We start from the raw sequence: 18,691 nt of genomic DNA on the forward strand, positions 1-18,691 counted from the left end.
ATGAAACATTCCTATCTCACCGCCCTCATCCTCATCGCCGTCATCGCCGCCATCGCCATCGGCAGCCAGCTCATCGGCATCCGCCTCTACGACCGGATCGCCACCAACCTGCTGATCTCGCTGGTCCTCGTCGTCGGCCTGCAGACCTTCATGGGCAATTCGGGCCTGCTCTCCTTCGCCCATATCGGCTTCATGGGCCTCGGCGCCTACACCTCCGCCGTGCTGACCATCCCGGCCCAGATGAAGGGCATGGCGCTGCCGGACCTCTACGACTTCATGAAGGTGGTGGAGATCTCGCCGCTGCTGGCCATGCTGGCTGCGGGCGTGCTTGCCGCGGTCGTGGCGGCCGTCGTCGCCTATCCGCTGATGCGGCTTTCGGATGCGGCCTCCGTCATCACCTCCTTTGCGCTGCTCGTGGTGCTCTACACCGTCATGAACAACTGGAGCGCCTTCACCAACGGCCCGCGCACGCTCTTCGGCCTGCCGAAGACAACGGACCTGCCGATCGCCGCCATCGTCGCGGCCGTCGTGGTGGTCGTCGCGCTGCTCTTCAAGGAATCGCGCACCGGCAAGCTGCTCCGCGCCTCCCGAGAGGACGAGGTCGCCGCCGCCGCGCTCGGCGCGAACATCCCGCACCTGCGCTGGCGTGCCTTCATCCTCGCCGCCTTCATCGCCGGCATCGGCGGCGCTCTCTGGGGCCATTTCATCACCTCCTTCGCGCCGAAGGCCTTCTACCTGAAGGAGACCTTCCTCATCATCACCATGCTGGTGATCGGCGGGGCGAACACGGTGACCGGCGCCGTCGCCGGCACGATCCTCATCACGTTTGCCTATGAAGGCCTTCGCGGCACCGAAAGCGCGCTGAACGCCACCGCCATCGGCGCCGGCCAGGTCGTCGGCCTCACCGAGATCGTGCTGGCGCTCGCCATGATCGCCGTGATGATCGTCAAGCCCGGCGGCCTCTTCCCGAACCGCGAGATCGGCCACATCCTCACCCGCGCCCGCCGCAAGAAGGAGACAGTTGCATGAGCTGGAAGACCGCCTACCGTTCCTTCTACTACGCCAACGCGGAGGCGCCGGACGACATCGTGCTCGATCCGCAGACGACCGCGCTACTCGTCATCGACATCCAGAACACCTATCTCGATCCGAAGGACACGCCGGAAGAGACCGCCCGCTGGCAGCCCTTCTATGATCGCATGCGCAAAACGGTGATCCCGAACACCGCACGGCTGATCAAGGAATGCCGCAAGCGCAAGGTGGAGGTCATCTTCGCCCGCATCGCCTGCCTGAAGCCGGACGGCCGCGATCGCTCGCTGAGCCAGAAGAAGCCCGGCTTCAACTACCTGCTTCTGCCGAAGGACCTGCCCGAGGGCCAGGTCGTGCCGGAACTCGAACCGCGTCCCGACGAGATCGTCATCACCAAGACGACCGACAGCGCGCTGACCGGCACGAACCTCCGCCTGATCCTCCACAATATGGGCATCAAGGACGTCATCTGCTGCGGCATCTTCACCGACCAGTGCGTCTCCTCCACCGTGCGCAGCCTGGCGGATGAAAGCTTCGGCGTGGTCGTCGTCGACGATTGCGGCGCGGCGGCGACGGACGAGCTGCACCGGCGGGAGCTGGAGATCATCAACATGATCTATTGCCACGTCGTCCAGCTTGACGAGGTCCTGACCTTCTTCAAGGAATAGGGAGAGCGACATGTCCGGCCTCTACGCCCGTGAAAGCCGATCGGTCTCGACGATGGCGCATCTGCGGTTCTTTCCGCAGGCGGTGGTCGGCGGAAGCGGCGCGTACCTGACCGGCGACGACGGGCGCAAACTCCTCGATTTCGCCGCCTCCTGGGGCGCAGCGAGCCTCGGCCATTCGCATCCCGCCATCCGCGAGGCGGTGAACCGCGCGCTCTGCGACCAGGCGGGCGCAAGCTATCTCTCCACGGCCAACGAGCCCTCGGTGCTGCTCGCCGAAAAGCTGCTCTCCCTCGTGCCGGAACGCGCCCGCGGCCGCGTCTGGTTCGGCCATTCCGGCTCGGACGCCAACGAGACGGTCGCCCGCATGGTCGTCGCCGCTACCGGCCGGCCGCGCATCCTCGCCTTTAACGGCGCCTATCACGGAGGCACCGTCGGTTCCATGGCCGTCTCCGGCCACCCCGCCCAGCAGGGTGCGCGGGCGAAGGACCTGACGCTGGTGCCCTACCCAAACAGCTACGCCGCCGGCAGCCCCGAAGCCGCGAAGGACGCCGCCCTCGCTTATCTCGAAAAACTCCTTGCGACCGAGATCCCGCCGCAAGAGATCGCCGCCTTCTTCATCGAGCCGATCCAGTCGGACGGCGGCATGCTGGTGCCGCCGGAAGGGTTTTTCAAGGACGTGGAAGCGCTCTGCCGCACACACGGCATCCTCATCGTCTCAGACGAGGTGAAGGTCGGCCTTGGCCGCAGCGGACGCTTCAACGCCTTCGAGCATGCCGGCATCGAGCCCGATATCGTCGTCTTCGGCAAGGGCCTCGGCGGCGGCCTGCCGGTCTCGGCCGTGGTCGGTCCGGAGGCGATCCTGAACCACGCCGTCGCCTTCTCGCTGCAGACCGTGCACGGCAATCCGGTCTGCGCCGCCGCGGCGCTCGCCGTGCTGCAGACCATCGAGCGCGACAATCTCGTCGCCAATGCGGAACGGACAGGACGCATGCTGCGCGAGGCGCTCGACCGCCTCGCCACCCGCCATGCCCTGATCGGCAATGTGCGCGGCCGGGGCCTCGCCCTCGGCGTCGAGCTTGTGGCGAATGGCGCACCGGCCCTGCGGCAGACGGCGTTGGCGGTCTACCGCGCCTTCCAGCTCGGCCTCGTGCTCTACTATGTCGGCGTCAACTCCAACGTGCTGGAATTCACGCCGCCGCTGACCCTGACGGAGGCGGAAGCGCAGGAGGGTGTCGCCATTCTCGACCAAGCGCTCGCAGACGTCGCGGCGGGCCGGGTCGACGAGGCGCTGCTTGCCGATTTCGCCGGCTGGTAGGCTTCAGGCGGCCGAAAGACGAAGCGCCACGCCCAGCAGGATGCGCGCACCGGCGATGATATGCGCGTCGGAAACGAACTCCGCCTCGTTGTGGCTGATGCCGTTGCGGCAGGGCACGAAGATCATCGCCGCCGGGGCGACCCGACCCACGAAGAGCGCATCGTGAAAGGCGCCCGACACCATCGGCCGGCTGCGGATCGCGAGCGCCCGGCACGTCTCCTCGATCGCCGCCGTCACCTCCGGGGCGAACCGGCCGGGAGCCATGTCGACGCGCAGTTCGATGGCCGTTTCGCAGCCCCACCGCGCGCCCGCGGCCTCGCATTCCTCCCTCACGCGCCGGTCCATCGCCGCAAGCGCCGCCGCGTCCGGATGGCGGATGTCGACGGTGAAGGAGACGCGGCTCGGGATGACGTTGATGGAGCCCGGCTCGGCGGTGATGCGGCCGACCGTCAGCCGCGCTGCGGGATCGGCCGGCATGATATCGCCCTGGATGCGCGCGATGGCGGCGGCCGCCGCACCCATCGGGTCCTTGCGGAATTCCAGCGGCGTGGTGCCGGCATGGGCCGCCTCGCCGGAAAAGGCGATCTCCAGCCATTTCGTGCCCTGAACGGCGGTGACCACGCCGATCGGCACGTCCTCGCGTTCGAGAACGGGGCCTTGCTCGATATGCAGTTCGACGAAGGCGGAGATGGCGTGCCCGATGGGCCGCATGCGGGCTTCCGGCAGCGCTTGCAGCGTCGCCGCCAGTTCGTCGGCGAGCAGCGCGCCGTCCGTCGCCCGCGCCCGGCGCCAATCCGAAAGGTTACCCGCGCCAGCGAAGGCCATGGAGCCCATGCAGCCCGGCGAGAAGCGGCTGCCCTCCTCGTTGGTGAAGGCGACGACCTCGATGGCGCGGTCGGTCTCGACGCCCGCATCGGCGAGCGCTTCCAGTACCTCGAAGGCGCTGAGCGTGCCGAGCGCGCCGTCGTAGCGGCCGCCGGTCGGCTGGCTGTCGAGATGGCTGCCGATGAGGAGCGGCGGCAGCGTCGCATCCCGGCCGTCGCGGCGGAGGAAAAGATTGGCCGCCTCATCCTGGAAGACGGTGAAGCCCCGCGCGAAAGCGCGCTCGGCCAGCAAGCGGCGGGCGGTACGGTCTTCGACGCTCAGGGCCTGCCGGTTGACGCCGCCGGCGGGCGTCGCGCCGATGGCCGCGAAATCGGCGATGGATGTGAGGAGGCGCGCGGGATTGACCTCCGGCATTGTGCTCATCGGCCGAGGCCTGCGATGAAGCGCTTCACCCGGTCCGGATCGACCGCGTTCCACCAGACGCCGTCATATTTGAGGGCGCTGGCGATGATCACGCCGTCGGCGACGGCGAGGATGTCGTTGGCATTGTCATGGGTGACGCCGCTGCCGACCAGCGTCGGCAGCGAGGCGGCCTCCTTGATCATGCGGATATAGCCGAGATCGGCCGTATGGCCGGTGCGCTGGCCGGTGGCGATGACGACGTCGGCATCGAAGAAGACGAGGTCCTTGACCTGCTCCTCGACCGGCCGGTCGGCGACGATGGCGTGCGCGCCGTGCTTGACATGGGCGTCGGCGAAGATGCGGATGCCTCTGGCACGCAGTTGCGCCCGGTAGCGCATGGCGCGGGCGGATTCGCCCTCCACGAAGCCCTCGTTGGCGACATAGGCATTGGCCCACTGATTGACGCGGATGAACGAGGCCGAGGAGGCCGAGGCGATGGCAAGCGCCGGGATCGCCGCATTGGCAAGCACGTTGATGCCGATCGGGCGGCCGAGCTCGCGGCGGATGCGGTCGGCGATGACGGCCATGTGGGCGGAGGTCTCGTGGCCGATCTGGTCCGGCTTCGAGAACGGCACGTCGCCGTGGTTCTCGACGATCAGCGCGTCGCAGCCGCCGGAAAGATAGGCGCGCGCATCCGAAAGGCCGCGCTCGTAGATCGCCTCCACGCCTTCGTCGTCATAGCGCGGGGCGCCCGGCAGCGGGAGCAGGTGCACCACGCCGATCACCGGCTTGTCGCGCCCGAAAAGCGTCTTCAGCGTATCCTTGTCCTGCCGTCCGATGGAGTTGCTCATGGCGATCACACGTTTTCCAGTTTCAGTGTCTTGGTGAGGGCGGCGATTTCCGCCGGCGTGGGGAAGGAGGCGAGCGTGCCGGGACGAGCGACCGCGAAGGCGGCCGCCCGAGTTGCCAGCCGCGCGGCATCGGGGAGCGATGCCCCCTGCGCCAGCAGGCCGGCAAGCGTGCCGGCGAAACAATCGCCCGCGCCGCTGGCATCGACGGCCTCCACATCGGAGGGCGGGAGGCAGACGGCGGACGAAGTTCCTGCCTCAAGAAGCAGGGCGCCCGCGCTGCCGAGCGTGACGATGGCGCTGCCGGCACCCATCGCCAGCAAGCGGCGCGCTGCGCGCTCGGCATCGGCCTCGCCGGTCAGGGCCTCCGCCTCCGGCCGGTTGACGACGATGAGCGACACGGCCGCAAGGTCGAGCGGATCGGCGGAGAGCGGGCTCGGGTTGAGTATCGTTACGAGGCCTGCCGCCCGCGCCGTCGCCAGGCAGGCCATCGTCGCGGCCGTCGAAAGGTTCCCCTGCATCAGCAGCATGTCGCCGGCCGCCCATGTGTCGCCGAGGGCGGTCATGGCGAGCGGGTCGAAGGCCTCCGCGCAGGCCGCGGCGGTGATGATGACATTCTCGCCGGCGCGGTCGATCATGATCACCGAGCGGTCGCAGGGCAGGTCGAGATGCACGAGGCGGAGATCCGGGATCTCGGCGGCGATCACCCCCTCGACCCAGTCGCTCGCCGCATCCCGGCCGACCGGCGCCCACAGCGCCACCGCAGCCCCCGTACGGGCCGCGGCAACCGCCTGGTTGGCGCCCTTGCCACCCGGACCGTCGCCGGCAGCGGCCGCATTCAGCGTTTCGCCGGGCAGCGGCAGCCGCGCCAGGCGAAAGCTCGTATCGACGCAGACATTGCCGACGACATGGATGGTCATGGGGCTGTTTCCTGGAACCTCCGGTTCAGTCCGTCGCCCAGGCGAGCATCTGCTCGAACAGGGTCTTGTAGCCGGGCCAGGCGATGAATTCCGGCGGCAGCCAGTGCGGGCCGACATCCGACGTCCAGACCACCGTGCGGCCCTCGCCATAGGTGCCGGTGACGAGCAGCGGCAGCGAACCATATTCGGAGGAGACGGTCATCAACTGGTTGGCGCCGTCCTTCAGCGTCACCTCGTTGAAGCCGAGCAGATAGGGGAACTCGCCGGAAATGCCCGACAGGATCGGGTGCGACGTATCGCCCGAGACGACGGGCGTAAAGCCTTCCGGCACTTCCACGCGGTCGTCGATCGAGAGGCAGGCGACGGGCAGGACCTCTTCGACGGCGGTGTTGCGGAAGCGCGCACCGCCGTTGATGCCCTGGAAGGAATAGTAGCCGCCGAACATCAGGAGGGCGCCGCCCTTGGCGACATAGTCGCGCAGCAGCTTCAGGCGGTTCGGCGTGCGGCGGGAATGAATCCAGGTGTCGGGATGCAGCAGCAGCGTGTTGGCACCAATATCCGAGAGCACGATGGCGTCGTAGGCCTGAAGGCCCTCCAGCGTGCTCGGAAACTCCTTCTGCGCCTCGTGCGCCGGCATGAAGGTGACGTCGAAGGGGCTGTCCTTCAGCGCCTTCAGGAGTTCATCGGCGCCGGTATGGTAGGTGACGGTCGGAAACTGGTCGAAGCCCTTGATGTGGGTCGCGGTCGAAACCCAGGATTCGCCGGCCAGCAGCACTTTCTTCTTGGTCATGGTAGCTCCTTGAACGGTTGGCCGGCGCTCAGTGCGCGGCAGAGAAGACGGATTTCGGATTGTCGATCAGCATGCGGTCGATAGCCGCCTGCTCGACGCCGTGCCGCTTCAGGCGCGGCAGGAAATGCTTGAGGATGTAGCCATAGCCGAAGCCGCCGTAGCGGGTGAGCATGATCTTGAGGAACACGTCCTGCGACAGCAGCAGCCGGTCGGCAAAGCCCCTGTCGACAAGGGCCGCGATGGCGCGGGCGTTCTCTTCGTCGGACGGCGACTGGGCGTCCTGGTCGGCATAATAATAATCCATGCCGATCATGTCGTATTCCAGGAAGGCACCGCGCCTTGCGAGCGCCATCTGGTAGCCGGGATCGCTGTGGCTCGGGTTCATGTGGCAGAGCACGGTGTGCGCCGGATCGGCGCCCTCCTCCTCCACCACGTCGAGCACGCGGTGGGCGAGGCGTTCCCAGCCCGGCAAATGGATGGAGAGCGGCAGGCCGGTGATGCGCGCCGCCCGCGCCGAGGCGCGCAGCGACTTTTCCTCTTCAGTGGTGAAGTTGCGGCTGACGCCGACCTCGCCGATGATGCCCGCCATGATCTCCGGCTGGCTCTCGCCGCCGCCGACATCCTCGACGATGAACTGCGTCACCTCCTCCACATCCATCGCCTTCAGCCAGTCGGGATGGGTGTGCTCGAGATAGAAGCCGGTGCCCATGATGATCCGGAGCCCCGACATGCGGGCGATGCGGGCCAGGCCGGCCGCATCGCGGCCGATGCCGAAATTCGTCGTCTCCACCACGGTGCAGCCACCCAGCGCCTGGAAGCGCTTCAGTTCGCTGAGCGCCAGGTCCCCGTCGTCGAGCGAGACGTTGTCCCGGTTCATGTAGGGGTTCATCCGCAGCTCGCCGACGATCTCGATATTGACCTTCTGCTCGGCGATCGCCTTCTCGTCGGGATGGCAGGGGCAGATCCAGCTGCGCGCACCATCGAGGAAGATATGCTCGTGCATCAGCGTCACGCCGAGATCTTCGACCGGGACCGGCCCCGTCACGGTCATCGCGGTGCCGGACCCGACGCCGATCGGATGACGTTTCCGCGGCTCTTCGGCAAAGAGATGGTCGAGCATGTCAACGCCCCCTCGCCCCGCCCTTGAAGAGGCGGAAGTTGAGCCAGATCGCGACCAGGATGATGAACCCGGTGACGATGGGCGTGAAGAAGGGCGAGAGATGCGACAGGATGAGGCCGTTCGCCAGCACCGCGACCGTCAGCGCCCCGAGGATCGTGCCGACCAGCGAGCCGCGCCCGCCGAAGAGGCTGGTGCCGCCGAGCACCACGGCCGCGATGACGTCGAGCTCGAAACCCTGCCCCGCATTCGAGGAGCCGGAACCGAGGCGGGCGGAGAGGATGACGCCGGCCGCCGCCGAGGCCGTGCCCGACAGGATGTAGACCCACAGGATGATGCGCCGCGTGTTGACACCGGCCCGGCGCGTGGCTTCCGCATTGGCACCGACGCCGGTGACGTAGCGGCCGAAATGGGTCTCGTTGAAGGCGACGTAGGCGACGATCAGTACGACGATGGCGATGAGCGCCGGCGCCGGAATGCCGAGGATCCAGGCCCGGCCGATCGTGACGAACGGGCTCGTCGGCTCGATCGGGATCGAATAGCCGCCGGTGATCAGAAGCGCGAAGCCGCGGATGACGGAGAGGCCGGCCAGCGTGACGATGAAGGCGGGGATGCGCTCATAGGCGATGAAATAGCCCTGGATCAGCCCCACCACGCCGCCGAGCGCGAGCATCAGCAGGATGGCGAGCGGCCAGGGAACGCCGGCCTGCAGGGCGGCGGCGGAGAGCGTCGCGGTCAGCGCCAAGACGGAGCCGACGGAAAGGTCGATGCCGCCCGTCGTGATGACGAAGGTCATGGCGGCCGCGACGATCAGCAGCGGCGCGGACTGGCGGATGATGTTCAGGAGGTTCGGTGCCGTGAGGAAGGCATCCGTCGTCACCGCGAAGAACAGGCAGCAGACGATGAAGAACAGCGCGATCGACATGACGCCGCCATTGGCGACGACCTTGTCGAGGATGGTCGCATCCCGCAGGCGCGGCGGATGGCTGGAATAGGCGTTGGGCTCGGAGCTCATGCGGAGGCGCCTCGTTCCTGGTGGTTGTGGCCGGCGGAACGGGCGGTGAACTTCCGCCCGACGATGAGATTGACGACGTCCTCGATATTGGTGTCCTCGATGCGCCGCTCGGCGACGTTGCGGCCCTCGTACATGACCTGGATGCGATCGCAGACGAGGAAGAGGTCCTGCAGCCGGTGCGTGATGAGGATGACGGAGACCCCGCGCTTCGAGACGGTGCGGATGAGTTCGAGCACGGCCTCCACCTCGGCGACCGCAAGGGCGGCCGTCGGCTCGTCCATGATCAGAACGGAGGGATTGAAGGAGGCGGCGCGGCCGATCGCGATCGACTGGCGCTGGCCGCCGGAAAGGTTCTCCACCTTCATGCTCGTATCGGGAATGACGATGCCGAGATTGGAGAGCATGTCGCGCGCCCGCTCGTGCATCGTCTTCTTGTCGAGCAGCGGCACGCCGGCGAGGCGCCGCTTCGGCTCGCGGCCGAGAAAGAGGTTGCCGGCGACGTCGATCGTGTCACAGAGCGCGAGGTCCTGGTAGACCATCTCGATGCGTGCGGCGCGCGCCTCGGCAGGCGAGGTGAAGGACACCGGCCGGCCATCGATCTCGATCGTGCCGGCGTCGGGGATGACGGCGCCCGAGAGCACCTTGCTCATGGTGGATTTTCCCGCGCCGTTGTCGCCCACCAGCCCGAGCACTTCGCCCGGCATGAGGTTGAGCGAGGCGTTGTCGAGCGATTGCAGCGCGCCATAGCGCTTGGATATGCCGGTCATCCGGACGCGGCTGACGTCAGTGTCGGTCATGTTCGATGGCCCCTGGAGGAGGTTCCGGCTGCCCGGCCCGCTTGCGCGGACCAGGCAACGGCGGTTCGGCTTACTTGAACATGTCGCGATACTGGTCGACGTTCTCCTTGGTGACGATCGTCACCGGCACGTTGATGATCGGCTCGATCGTCTCGCCCTTCTTCACCTTGACGAGCGCTTCGACGGCGGCCTTGCCTTCACCGGCCGGGTCCTGCTGGATGACGGCGGTGACAAAACCCTGGTCGATGCCGTCGATGGCGGATTTCGTCAGGTCCCAACCGAAGACCTTGATGCTGTCGCCGCGGCCCTGGCTGGCGACGGCCGAGACCGCGCCGAGCAGCGCCGGCTCGCCGGTGGCGTAGAGCGCCGTCATGTCCGGGTTGGCGGTCATCAGGTTTTCGGCGGCCGCAAGCGCCACGTCCTGCACGTTCTGGCCGTCGACGGTGTTGAGGAATTCGACGTTCTGGCCGCCCTCTGTCACCGCCGCCTTGAAGCCGTCGAGGCGCTGGTTCTGGATGAAGGAGTTGAGCGCGCCGACGACGCCGACCTTGGCGGTGCCGCCCATGTCGCTCTTCACATAGTCGGAGAAGAACTTGCCGATCTCGCCGCCCGCCGCCGTGTTGTCGACGCCGACGAAGGCGATGTTGTCGCCATCAGGGATCTGCGCGTCGATGGCGATGACGGGAATGCCGGCATTCTTGGCGGCGGTGATGGCGGGCTTCACGCCGTTGACATCGATGGCGACCAGAATGATGCCGTCGACCTTCTGGGTGATGTAGGTCTCGATCGCGTCGTTCTGGGCGGAGGGCACGTTGTTGGCGTTGAAGATGACGAGCTCGGCGCCGGCCTCCTTGGCCGCCGCGCTGGCGCCGTCATTGATCTGGTTGAAGAAGAGCGCCTGCTGGTTGATGGTGACGAGCGCGAACGTATCGGCGAAGGCGTTTGCGGCGCCCATGGAAAGCGTCATGGCGACAGCTGCAGCGCAGCCGAGGAGATATTTGGTCCGACCCATTTTGATGTTCCCCTTGTTTGATGCCGTTGGCGGCAACCGGAATTTACGAGAGGCATTATTCAAGTGACTTGAATTCTTGTCAAGAGACTTGAATGGCGCTGCCGCTGAATCCGCTGGAGGAATTTTTTAAAAGAAATATCAAAAGGTTGGCGGTGTATTCACCCAGAAGATCGAAGCACGCTCGGCCCCTACATTGCGATACCAGTGCGCAAGCTCGGAATTGAACACGAAACTGTCGCCGGCCGAAAGCCGAAAGGTCTTGTCGCCGATCATCAATTCGATTTCGCCGACCAGCACGTAGCCCACCTCTTCGCCGACATGCTGGATCGGCCCGGCGCTCTGGCCGCCGGCATCGATGTGGTGGATGTTGCACTGGAGAAGATGGCCGGCCGAATAGGGAATGATGCGTTCGAGCGAAATGCCCTCGCCGCGCCGAAGGGGATCGAGCGCGATGAGCGGGCGGGTCCCGGCACGGAAGACCACGCCCTCCTCGCCGTCGGTCTCCTCGAACATCCAGCCGATATTGGAATCGAGCGCGCGCACCAGCCGGTGCAGCATGGGCAGCGAGGGCGAGGCCTTGCCGTTCTCGATCTTGGAAAGCAGGCTTTCGGAACACTCCGCCGCCTGCGCCAGCGCCTTCAGCGTCAGGCCGCGCGTCTGGCGGGCGAGCTTCAGGCGTGCGCCGAGCCGCACCGGATTCGACTGGATCCTGTCCTCCCGGCTGCCGTCAGACGGCGAAGGCGGCTTGAGCATGTTCATGATATGAGTATCGCATTGATCGAGACCATAATCATAAATCCTTCGATCGACGGCTGTCCAGAGACCGCCGGCCGTTGACCCGGCACCGTCGCCCGGACGGTGACGTCGCGCGCCGAGACCGCCTCGTCGGCGATGACGAAGCGCGGCCGGTCGGCAGAGGGGGCGCCGCAGACCGCATGCGCCGCGACATCCATCCTGTCCCAAAGCCGTAGAAATCGCCCGTCGTCGCGTATATCGAAGGAAGACGAATTCCTGAGATGGACGGGCAATGAACCTGCGCTTCGTCGAGACATTTGTGTGGGTGGCCCGGCTCGGAAGCTTCCGCGCCGCGGCCGACCGGCTGAACGCCACCCAGGCCGCCGTTTCCAACCGCATCGCCAGCCTGGAGGCGGAGATGGGGTGCGAGCTCTTCGAGCGGGTGCCGGGCGGCGTTCGGCTGTCGGCCGTCGGCCAGCGCGCCATGCAGCCCGCCGAGGAGCTGCTGAAGGCGGCCACCAGCTTCAAGATGGCGGTCGGCAGCCCGCAGCACCTGCGCGCCACCGTGTCGATCGGCACCATCGATTCCATCGTGCATGCCTGGCTGCCGAATTTCATCGAGCGGGTGAAGGAACGCTTTCCCGCGCTCGGCCTCGACCTCAACGTGGACACGTCGCTGGCGATCGGCCGCGACATCAGCGAGAGGCGGCTCGATCTCGCGCTGCTGATGGGGCCGGTTCTAACCCCCGGCCTCAAGAACATCGACCTCGGCACGATGGAATGCGCCTGGGTCGCCGCCCCCGCCTTCCGGCTCGGCGGCCGGGAGTTGCGTCTGCAGGACCTGTCTGCCTATCCCGTGCTCACCTTCTCTCGCAACAGCGTGCCGCATATCTGGCTGCTGCGGCAGTTCGAGGAGCTGGGCGTGCAGCCGCCGGTCATTTCCAACTCCAACTCGCTTTCCGCCATGCTGCGGCTCGCCCGGGACGGCATCGGCATCGCGCTGCTGCCGGTGCCCATGGTGGCGCCGATGATCGCCGACGGCACGCTGGAGGCGCTCGCGATCACGCCGCGCTTCCCGGCCCTGAAGCTCCACGCCGTCTATGCCGACGACCCGGAAAACCTAATCCCGTCAATACTTTCGGTGATTGCCCGGGAGGCCTCGCTCGACACGACGGGCATCACCGCCTAGCGTTTTCGCCACAAGTTTTTTCTATCAGGAACGACAATTCTTTATCGTTTGTCATTCCCGTCGCAAGGCCCGACGATGCCTCCACTGAGACTTGGAGGACTTCGATGAAGATCAGTGTTGTGCAAATGAATTCCGGTTCCGACAAAGCCAAGAACCTCGACGACGCCGAGCGCATGGTGCGCGACGTGGTGGCCGGGGAGAAGCCGGACCTCGTCGTGCTGCCGGAATATTTCGCCTTTCTCGGCGAGGGACGCGACGCCGTGCACGGCAGCGGCGAGAGCTTCCCGGACGGCAGCACCTACCAGCGCTTCGCCGCGCTTGCCAGGGAGCTCGGCGTGACGCTGCACTGCGGCTCGATGGTCGAGAAGGCCGGCAACAACCACTACAACGCCTCGGTCGTCTTCGGCCCCGAAGGCAAGGAAATCGCAAAGTACCGCAAGATCCACCTCTTCGACGTGGACACGCCCGGCGGCGTCTCCTACCGCGAATCCGACACGATCGGCCGCGGCGAGGACGTGGTGACCTACAAGGTCGGCGACACGACCGTCGGCTGCGCCATCTGCTACGACATCCGCTTCCCCGAGCTCTTCCGGGCGCTGCGCGACAAGGGCGCCGACGTCATCGTGCTTCCCGCCGCCTTCACGCTGATGACCGGCAAGGACCATTGGGAAGTGCTCGCCCGGGCCCGCGCCATCGAGACGCAGACCTATTTCGTCGCCGTCGGCCAGGCCGGCGCCCATGCGGACGGCAAGAAATGGTGCTGGGGCCATTCCATGGTCATCGACCCCTGGGGCCACATGGTCGCGCAGTGCTCGGACGGCGTCGGCGCCGCCACGGCCAGGATCGACCTCAGCCGCATCGGCGCCGTGCGCCGCGACGTGCCGGTCGCCCAGCACCACGTCCTCTAGGACATCCCGGCCCTTCCAGCCGGAAAAATCCATCTCTTTGTTTTTGTGCAGGTCCGGACGCAAAAGTGTTACGCATTTTTGCCGGAACTGCCTTATGGAGCAATTCCTGTCATGTTCGTCGTCAATCCCATGCCGCAGCAGATCGCCCCGGCCCTCATCAAGAAGATGGAACAGGTCGAGACCGCCACGGTCGGCCATTTCCTGCATTCCGGCTTCATGAGCCGCGAGCTTCGCGCCGTGCTGCCCGAAAAGCGCATCGCCGGCACCGCGGTCACCGTGCGCCTGCCCCATGCCGACTCGACCATCCTGCACTACCTGACCAAGCTGGTGCGGCCGGGCGACTTCATCGTCGTCGATCGTTGCGGCGACGACAAGCATGCCTGCTGGGGCGGCGTCGTGACCCACTCCATGAAGCTCGGCGGCATCGTCGGCGCGGTCATCGACGGCCCGGCGACGGACTTTTCCGAGATCCGCCGCGTCGACCTGCCGATGTGGTGCCGCGGCCCCTCGCCGATCACCACGAAGATCCTCGGCCTCGAAGGGGCGATCAACGTGCCCGTCTCGGTGGGCGGCCAGACGGTGAACCCGGGCGACGCCATCATTGCCGACGAGAGCGGCGTCCTGGTGCTCGACCCTTCCAAGGCCGAATGGGCCGTGGACAAGGCGCTCGGCATGCAGGAAAGCGAACTCGTCCTGCTCGAGCGACTGCGCAACGGCGAGAAGCTGCCCGACATTTCCGGCGCCACGAAAATCGTGGAAGCCTCGGCCGCCTGAAGCGGCTCAATACGATAAAGCGAATGGGAACAATCGGTTCAAGAGCGGAGGAAAACTCATGACCGCAATGAAGAACGCAACCCGCGCCGGCCTTGCCGCGCTTGCAATGGCTCTCGCCACATCCGTGGCGATGGCCGATACGGTGGTGCTGACCGCCTATTCCGGCATCTTCCAGGAAAACTACGTGAAGGCCGTCGTCGAGCCCTTCATGAAGGCCAATCCCGACATCATCGTGGAATTCTACGGCATGCCGAACTCCGCCCAGATGCTGGGCACGCTGCGCGCCCAGGCAAGCGCGCCGCAGATCGACATCGCCATCATGGACGTCTCGGTCGCCAAGGCCGCGACCGACGAGGGCATCTTCGCGCCGATGGACGAGACGGTGACGCAGCATCTCGCCGACCTCTATCCCCAGGCACGCTACGAGGGCGTCAACGCCGCCGGCGTCACCTTCGACAACCTCATCCTGCTCTACAACACCGACAAGGTGCAGCAGGCGCCGACCTCCTGGAACGCGCTGTGGGACGCGCAATATGCCAAGCAGGTCTCCATTCCGGCCGTGCCGGACATCCAGGGCACGACGCTGACCATCATCACCGACAAGATGGCCGGCGGCACGAACTATATCGAGAGCGTCGAGGCCGGCCTCAAGCGGCTGGAGGAACTTGCCCCCCTCGTCCAGACCTGGGAGCCGCGACCCGACGTCTACCAGCCGATCTCCAGCGGCACGGCGGCGATCGGCATCGGCTGGAACGCCCGCGCGCAGGTCTATGCCGACTTGTCGGACGGCAAGCTCGGCGTGGTTCTGCCTGAGGAAGGCAGCGGCTTCCAGATCAACGTGATCGGCCTCGTCAAGGGCGGGCCGGCCAGCGAAAGCGCCAAGAAGTTCATCGACTACGCGCTGAGCCCGGAGGCGCAGGCCGCCTTCACCGAGCAGATGTTCTACGCGCCCACCAACGCCAAGGCCGCGGCGCTCATCTCGGAGAAGGCGCTGCAGCGCACGGCCGCCGGCGCCATGGACAGGATGATCGACATCAACTGGCTCGAGGTCGCCAAGGTCCGCGACGCCATCACCGAGCAGTGGCGCCGCCGCGTCATTCCGCTCAGCCGCTGATGCCGGCCGGAAGCGTTTCCGTTTTCTCCGATCACGGAAACGCTTTATCTGTCTGTCTTTCCGCAGTTCCGCCCTTGGACAGGCCGCGTTCCCTGCCGGAATTGCCCCAGGAGTTCCCCATGCCCACGACTTCCGCTCCCGACGAGCATCTCAGACTGGAGGGGATCGGCGTCAGCTTCGGCGCCGTCAACGTGATCCCCTCGCTCGATCTTTCCGTTCGCAAGGGCGAGATGGTCGCCTTCCTCGGCCCCTCGGGATGCGGAAAGACCACGACGCTCCGGATCATCGCCGGCCTCAACAAACCCTCCCGGGGCAGCATCATGGTGGGAGGGCGCGACATCACGCACCTTCCCATCCATGATCGCGACATGGGCATGGTCTTCCAGAGCTACGCCCTCTTCCCGCACATGGACGTTTCACACAACGTCCAGTTCGGGCTGCAGATGCGCAACGTCCCCGCCCGCGAGGCGGAAAAGCGGGCGGCGCAGGCGCTGGAGATGGTCCAGCTCGGCCACCTCGCCCATCGCAAGCCGAAGGAGCTGTCGGGCGGCCAGCAGCAGCGCGTGGCGCTCGCCCGCGCCCTCGTCATCGAACCGTCGATCCTGCTGCTCGACGAGCCGCTGTCCAATCTCGATGCCAAGCTGCGCGACGAGATGCGCGTGCAGATCCGCGCCCTCCAGCAGCAGAGCGGCATCACGGCCGTCTTCGTCACCCACGACCAGGTCGAGGCGCTGTCGATGTGCGACCGCGTGGTCGTCATGCGCGGCGGCCATGTCGAGCAGTTCGGCACGCCGACCGAGGTCTACGAGCGCCCGGCGACGGCCTTCGTCGCCAATTTCGTCGGCCGCACGAACCGCCTCAAGGGCGCGCTAACCGCGGAAGGCATCCTCACGGGGGCCGGCCAGCAGCTCCGCTCCGCCACGCGCCTGCCCGCCGGCGCCGTCGACATCCTCGTCCGCCCGCACCGCATCCGCCTCCAGGAGACGGGCGAGGCCGACAACAAGGTCCAGGGCACCGTATCGACCATCACCTTCATCGGCGACCTCGTGCAATACGGCGTCAGCGTCGGCGGCGAGGAGATCGTCGTCGAGGAAGCGACGCGGCGGGGCCGCAGCCCGCTTGCCGCCGGCGACAGCGTCACGCTCGGCTGGTCGGCCGAGGACACGCTCATCTATCCGGCGGGCGAGAAATGAGCGCCGCCCCCGCCCTTCCGCGCGCCTGGCGCGACGGCCAGCTCGCCGTCCTCCTGCTGCTCCCCATCGCGCTCATCAACGCGATCGGCTTCATCCTGCCGGTGCTGAACCTCGCCCGCTATTCCTTCAACCGGTCGCGCATCGGCGGCGGCATCGAGCAGGTCTTCACCTGGGAGAACTGGGTGGGCCTGCTCAGCGATCCCTTCTACCTGGAGCTGGTGCTCAATTCCGTCTGGATCAGCCTTGCCATCACGCTGACGACGCTCGTCGTCTCCTACCCGATCGCGCTCTACCTGCACCGCGCCTCCGGCTCCTGGCGGACGTTCCTCACCGTCCTCGTCATCTCGCCATTGCTCACCTCCGCCGTGGTGCGCACCTACGGCTGGATCGCGATCCTGACCGACGACGGCCCGGTCGTCAGCGCCATCAAGGCGCTCGGCCTGCCGGCGCCGAGCCTGATGTTCAACATCAAGGGCGTCTTCATCGGCCTCACCGAAATCCTGATGCCCTACATGATCCTGGCGCTGATGGCGGGTTTCGGCCGGCTCGATCCGCGGGTGGAGGAGGCCGCGCGCACGCTCGGCGCGACGCCGGCCCGCACCTTCCGCAAGGTCATCCTCCCGCTGACGCTGCCCGGCATCGCGCTCGGCTGCCTGCTCTGCTTCGTTCTGGCCGTCTCGTCCTTCATCACGCCCAAGCTGATGGGCGGCGGGCGGGTCTTCCTGCTGGCGACCGAGATCTACGACCAGGCGATCGTGACGCTCAACTGGCCGCTCGCCTCCACCCTCTCGATCCTCGTGCTCATCGTGTTCGGCGCCGCGCTCTGGGCCTATTCCGCCGTACTGCGGCGTCTCGACTAGGAGGTAAATCCATGGAAATCCACAAGACCTCCTGGCCGATGCGCATCCTCGTCTTCGTGCTGTTCGTCTATCTGCTGGCGCCGGTCATCCTCGTCTTCCCGCTGTCGTTTTCCGGCGACCAGGTGCTGCGCTTCCCGCCCTCCTTCTGGTCGACGCGGTGGTATTCGGCGCTCTTCGCCAACAGCCAGATGCTGAAGGCCTTCTGGACCAGCCTGTCGCTGGCGGCGATCGTCACGGTGCTCTCGATCGTCATCGCCGTGCCGGCCGCCTGGGTGATGACCCGGCTGAAATTCACCGGACGGGATCTCCTGTTCAACCTCTTCACCGCGCCGCTGCTTTTGCCCACCATCGTGCTCGGCCTTGCCATCCTCATCGTCTTCGCCTCCTTCGGGCTGCTCGCGACGATGCAGGGCCTCGTCTTCGCCCATCTGGTGGTGACGCTGCCCTATGCGCTGCGCGTCCTCGCCGTCTCGCTCAGCACGCAGGACCGCGCCTGCGAGGAGGCGGCGCGCACGCTCGGCGCAAAGCCGCTAACCGTGTTCTTCCGCGTCACCGTGCCGATGCTGACGCCCGGCATCGTCGCCGCCGCCGCGCTCTGCTTCCTCGTCTCCTTCGACGAGGTGGTGATCACGCTCTTCCTCACCGGCCCGCGCATCAGCACGCTCCCGGTCGAGCTTTACAACTATGTCTACAACCAGGCCGACCCGCTCGTCGCCGCCGCCTCGGCGCTGCTGATCCTGCTGACGCTCGCCGTGATCATGATCGTCGAGCGCGCGATGGGCCTCGGCAAGGCCTTCGTCAAATAGGCGGCGGCACGACACGACTGCCCAGGCATGCCAAAATCATGGCTGCCTGCGGACAGCAGTCTGATCGAAAATACCGGGCGTTCCCCGCCCGTTTCCCGAGCCCTCTTGCACGCCCGCCTGGTCGTGCAAGGGAGGGGGTTGTCACACCCGGAATGCCCGCGTCAGCGCTTCTAGATTGTCGGCCGTCACCTGTAGGATATCGGGCTTGTCCGCCCCGACGGTCGCAAGCAGGACGGGCCTCACCGCCTTCATGTCCACCGAGAGCTCCGGTCCGGGCGCGGCATCGAGTAGCACGACGGAGACGCTGTTGGCTTTGAGCCATGCGGCGATTTTTTCGGCGCGCGCTGCGGTCCATTCGCCGGGAGCTGCGGTGA

At 66.5% G+C, this 18,691-nt stretch carries 20 protein-coding genes; 10 read left to right on the forward strand and 10 right to left on the reverse strand.

Going from position 1 to position 18,691, the window contains the following annotated elements:
• The 3 genes from EV665_RS10680 to EV665_RS10690 are packed head-to-tail and all read left to right on the forward strand — an operon-like array spanning position 1 to position 3,012.
• Positions 1-1,029 (forward strand): branched-chain amino acid ABC transporter permease, encoded by a 1,029-nt coding sequence (locus EV665_RS10680; RefSeq protein WP_133034081.1) that lies wholly within the window; start codon positions 1-3, stop codon positions 1,027-1,029.
• Complete coding sequence (locus EV665_RS10685) at positions 1,026-1,697, forward strand: cysteine hydrolase family protein (protein WP_133034082.1); 672 nt, start codon at positions 1,026-1,028, stop codon at positions 1,695-1,697. The genes EV665_RS10680 and EV665_RS10685 overlap by 4 nt, the downstream gene beginning before the upstream one ends.
• 10 nt (positions 1,698-1,707) lie before the next feature.
• Positions 1,708-3,012, forward strand: coding sequence for an aspartate aminotransferase family protein (locus tag EV665_RS10690; RefSeq protein WP_133034083.1), 1,305 nt, complete (start codon positions 1,708-1,710; stop codon positions 3,010-3,012).
• 3 nt (positions 3,013-3,015) lie between these two features.
• Here the strand turns inward: EV665_RS10690 and EV665_RS10695 are convergent, their stop codons facing one another.
• From EV665_RS10695 to EV665_RS10740, 10 genes are all read right to left on the reverse strand, one after another.
• A complete protein-coding gene (locus EV665_RS10695) occupies positions 3,016-4,260 on the reverse strand; it encodes a Zn-dependent hydrolase (RefSeq protein WP_133034084.1) in 1,245 nt (414 codons plus the stop codon).
• On the reverse strand, positions 4,257-5,090 hold the full coding sequence (locus EV665_RS10700; protein WP_133034085.1) for a BtpA/SgcQ family protein: 834 nt from the start codon (positions 5,088-5,090) through the stop codon (positions 4,257-4,259). The genes EV665_RS10695 and EV665_RS10700 overlap by 4 nt, the downstream gene beginning before the upstream one ends.
• 5 nt (positions 5,091-5,095) lie before the next feature.
• Positions 5,096-6,007, reverse strand: coding sequence for a PfkB family carbohydrate kinase (locus tag EV665_RS10705; RefSeq protein ID WP_133034086.1), 912 nt, complete (start codon positions 6,005-6,007; stop codon positions 5,096-5,098).
• 25 nt (positions 6,008-6,032) lie between these two features.
• The gene (locus EV665_RS10710; RefSeq protein WP_133034087.1) at positions 6,033-6,797 is read right to left on the reverse strand and encodes a glutamine amidotransferase; all 765 of its coding nucleotides are present in this window, start codon (positions 6,795-6,797) and stop codon (positions 6,033-6,035) included.
• Positions 6,798-6,825: 28 nt separating this feature from the next.
• On the reverse strand, positions 6,826-7,917 hold the full coding sequence (locus tag EV665_RS10715) for a phosphotriesterase family protein (protein WP_133034088.1): 1,092 nt from the start codon (positions 7,915-7,917) through the stop codon (positions 6,826-6,828).
• A gap of 1 nt (position 7,918) precedes the next feature.
• Positions 7,919-8,839 (reverse strand): ABC transporter permease, encoded by a 921-nt coding sequence (locus EV665_RS10720; protein ID WP_245507696.1) that lies wholly within the window; start codon positions 8,837-8,839, stop codon positions 7,919-7,921.
• 86 nt (positions 8,840-8,925) lie between these two features.
• A complete protein-coding gene (locus EV665_RS10725) occupies positions 8,926-9,726 on the reverse strand; it encodes an ATP-binding cassette domain-containing protein (RefSeq protein ID WP_133034090.1) in 801 nt (266 codons plus the stop codon).
• Positions 9,727-9,796: 70 nt separating this feature from the next.
• Entirely contained in the window at positions 9,797-10,738 is a 942-nt protein-coding gene (locus tag EV665_RS10730) for an ABC transporter substrate-binding protein (RefSeq protein WP_133034091.1), read from the reverse strand.
• Positions 10,739-10,876: 138 nt separating this feature from the next.
• The gene (locus tag EV665_RS10735) at positions 10,877-11,491 is read right to left on the reverse strand and encodes a cupin domain-containing protein (RefSeq protein ID WP_133034228.1); all 615 of its coding nucleotides are present in this window, start codon (positions 11,489-11,491) and stop codon (positions 10,877-10,879) included.
• A 2-nt stretch (positions 11,492-11,493) separates the two neighbouring features.
• Positions 11,494-11,691 carry a hypothetical protein gene (locus EV665_RS10740; RefSeq protein WP_133034092.1) on the reverse strand — a complete coding sequence of 66 codons (198 nt, stop codon included), beginning with the start codon at positions 11,689-11,691 and terminating at the stop codon, positions 11,494-11,496.
• A gap of 74 nt (positions 11,692-11,765) precedes the next feature.
• On the opposite strand from EV665_RS10740, the gene EV665_RS10745 reads away from it, so the two are divergent.
• The 7 genes from EV665_RS10745 (at position 11,766) to EV665_RS10775 (ending at position 18,317) form a co-directional block, all read left to right on the forward strand.
• Positions 11,766-12,662 carry a LysR family transcriptional regulator gene (locus tag EV665_RS10745; protein ID WP_133034093.1) on the forward strand — a complete coding sequence of 299 codons (897 nt, stop codon included), beginning with the start codon at positions 11,766-11,768 and terminating at the stop codon, positions 12,660-12,662.
• Positions 12,663-12,766: 104 nt separating this feature from the next.
• The gene (locus tag EV665_RS10750) at positions 12,767-13,570 is read left to right on the forward strand and encodes a carbon-nitrogen hydrolase family protein (protein ID WP_084438403.1); all 804 of its coding nucleotides are present in this window, start codon (positions 12,767-12,769) and stop codon (positions 13,568-13,570) included.
• A gap of 111 nt (positions 13,571-13,681) precedes the next feature.
• Complete coding sequence (locus tag EV665_RS10755) at positions 13,682-14,344, forward strand: RraA family protein (protein WP_064332942.1); 663 nt, start codon at positions 13,682-13,684, stop codon at positions 14,342-14,344.
• Positions 14,345-14,402: 58 nt separating this feature from the next.
• Entirely contained in the window at positions 14,403-15,458 is a 1,056-nt protein-coding gene (locus EV665_RS10760) for an ABC transporter substrate-binding protein (protein WP_210234620.1), read from the forward strand.
• Positions 15,459-15,577: 119 nt separating this feature from the next.
• A complete protein-coding gene (locus EV665_RS10765) occupies positions 15,578-16,651 on the forward strand; it encodes an ABC transporter ATP-binding protein (RefSeq protein WP_133034094.1) in 1,074 nt (357 codons plus the stop codon).
• Positions 16,648-17,511, forward strand: coding sequence for an ABC transporter permease (locus EV665_RS10770; protein ID WP_133034095.1), 864 nt, complete (start codon positions 16,648-16,650; stop codon positions 17,509-17,511). The genes EV665_RS10765 and EV665_RS10770 overlap by 4 nt, the downstream gene beginning before the upstream one ends.
• An 11-nt stretch (positions 17,512-17,522) precedes the next feature.
• Complete coding sequence (locus tag EV665_RS10775) at positions 17,523-18,317, forward strand: ABC transporter permease (RefSeq protein ID WP_133034096.1); 795 nt, start codon at positions 17,523-17,525, stop codon at positions 18,315-18,317.
• Positions 18,318-18,691 lie beyond the last annotated feature (374 nt).

This window comes from Shinella granuli (genome assembly GCF_004341885.1).
GTDB classification, from domain to species: domain Bacteria; phylum Pseudomonadota; class Alphaproteobacteria; order Rhizobiales; family Rhizobiaceae; genus Shinella; species Shinella granuli.

What these genes read in the sequence shown, in the direction of transcription:
- EV665_RS10680 (WP_133034081.1), top strand. Translation starts at nt 1, where the DNA reads ATGAAACATTCCTATCTCACCGCCCTCATCCTCATCGCCGTCATCGCC.
- EV665_RS10685 (WP_133034082.1), top strand. Translation starts at nt 1,026, where the DNA reads ATGAGCTGGAAGACCGCCTACCGTTCCTTCTACTACGCCAACGCGGAG.
- EV665_RS10690 (WP_133034083.1), top strand. Translation starts at nt 1,708, where the DNA reads ATGTCCGGCCTCTACGCCCGTGAAAGCCGATCGGTCTCGACGATGGCG.
- EV665_RS10695 (WP_133034084.1), bottom strand. Translation starts at nt 4,260, where the DNA reads ATGAGCACAATGCCGGAGGTCAATCCCGCGCGCCTCCTCACATCCATC.
- EV665_RS10700 (WP_133034085.1), bottom strand. Translation starts at nt 5,090, where the DNA reads ATGAGCAACTCCATCGGACGGCAGGACAAGGATACGCTGAAGACGCTT.
- EV665_RS10705 (WP_133034086.1), bottom strand. Translation starts at nt 6,007, where the DNA reads ATGACCATCCATGTCGTCGGCAATGTCTGCGTCGATACGAGCTTTCGC.
- EV665_RS10710 (WP_133034087.1), bottom strand. Translation starts at nt 6,797, where the DNA reads ATGACCAAGAAGAAAGTGCTGCTGGCCGGCGAATCCTGGGTTTCGACC.
- EV665_RS10715 (WP_133034088.1), bottom strand. Translation starts at nt 7,917, where the DNA reads ATGCTCGACCATCTCTTTGCCGAAGAGCCGCGGAAACGTCATCCGATC.
- EV665_RS10720 (WP_245507696.1), bottom strand. Translation starts at nt 8,839, where the DNA reads ATGTCGATCGCGCTGTTCTTCATCGTCTGCTGCCTGTTCTTCGCGGTG.
- EV665_RS10725 (WP_133034090.1), bottom strand. Translation starts at nt 9,726, where the DNA reads ATGACCGACACTGACGTCAGCCGCGTCCGGATGACCGGCATATCCAAG.
- EV665_RS10730 (WP_133034091.1), bottom strand. Translation starts at nt 10,738, where the DNA reads ATGGGTCGGACCAAATATCTCCTCGGCTGCGCTGCAGCTGTCGCCATG.
- EV665_RS10735 (WP_133034228.1), bottom strand. Translation starts at nt 11,491, where the DNA reads ATGCTCAAGCCGCCTTCGCCGTCTGACGGCAGCCGGGAGGACAGGATC.
- EV665_RS10740 (WP_133034092.1), bottom strand. Translation starts at nt 11,691, where the DNA reads ATGGATGTCGCGGCGCATGCGGTCTGCGGCGCCCCCTCTGCCGACCGG.
- EV665_RS10745 (WP_133034093.1), top strand. Translation starts at nt 11,766, where the DNA reads ATGAACCTGCGCTTCGTCGAGACATTTGTGTGGGTGGCCCGGCTCGGA.
- EV665_RS10750 (WP_084438403.1), top strand. Translation starts at nt 12,767, where the DNA reads ATGAAGATCAGTGTTGTGCAAATGAATTCCGGTTCCGACAAAGCCAAG.
- EV665_RS10755 (WP_064332942.1), top strand. Translation starts at nt 13,682, where the DNA reads ATGTTCGTCGTCAATCCCATGCCGCAGCAGATCGCCCCGGCCCTCATC.
- EV665_RS10760 (WP_210234620.1), top strand. Translation starts at nt 14,403, where the DNA reads ATGACCGCAATGAAGAACGCAACCCGCGCCGGCCTTGCCGCGCTTGCA.
- EV665_RS10765 (WP_133034094.1), top strand. Translation starts at nt 15,578, where the DNA reads ATGCCCACGACTTCCGCTCCCGACGAGCATCTCAGACTGGAGGGGATC.
- EV665_RS10770 (WP_133034095.1), top strand. Translation starts at nt 16,648, where the DNA reads ATGAGCGCCGCCCCCGCCCTTCCGCGCGCCTGGCGCGACGGCCAGCTC.
- EV665_RS10775 (WP_133034096.1), top strand. Translation starts at nt 17,523, where the DNA reads ATGGAAATCCACAAGACCTCCTGGCCGATGCGCATCCTCGTCTTCGTG.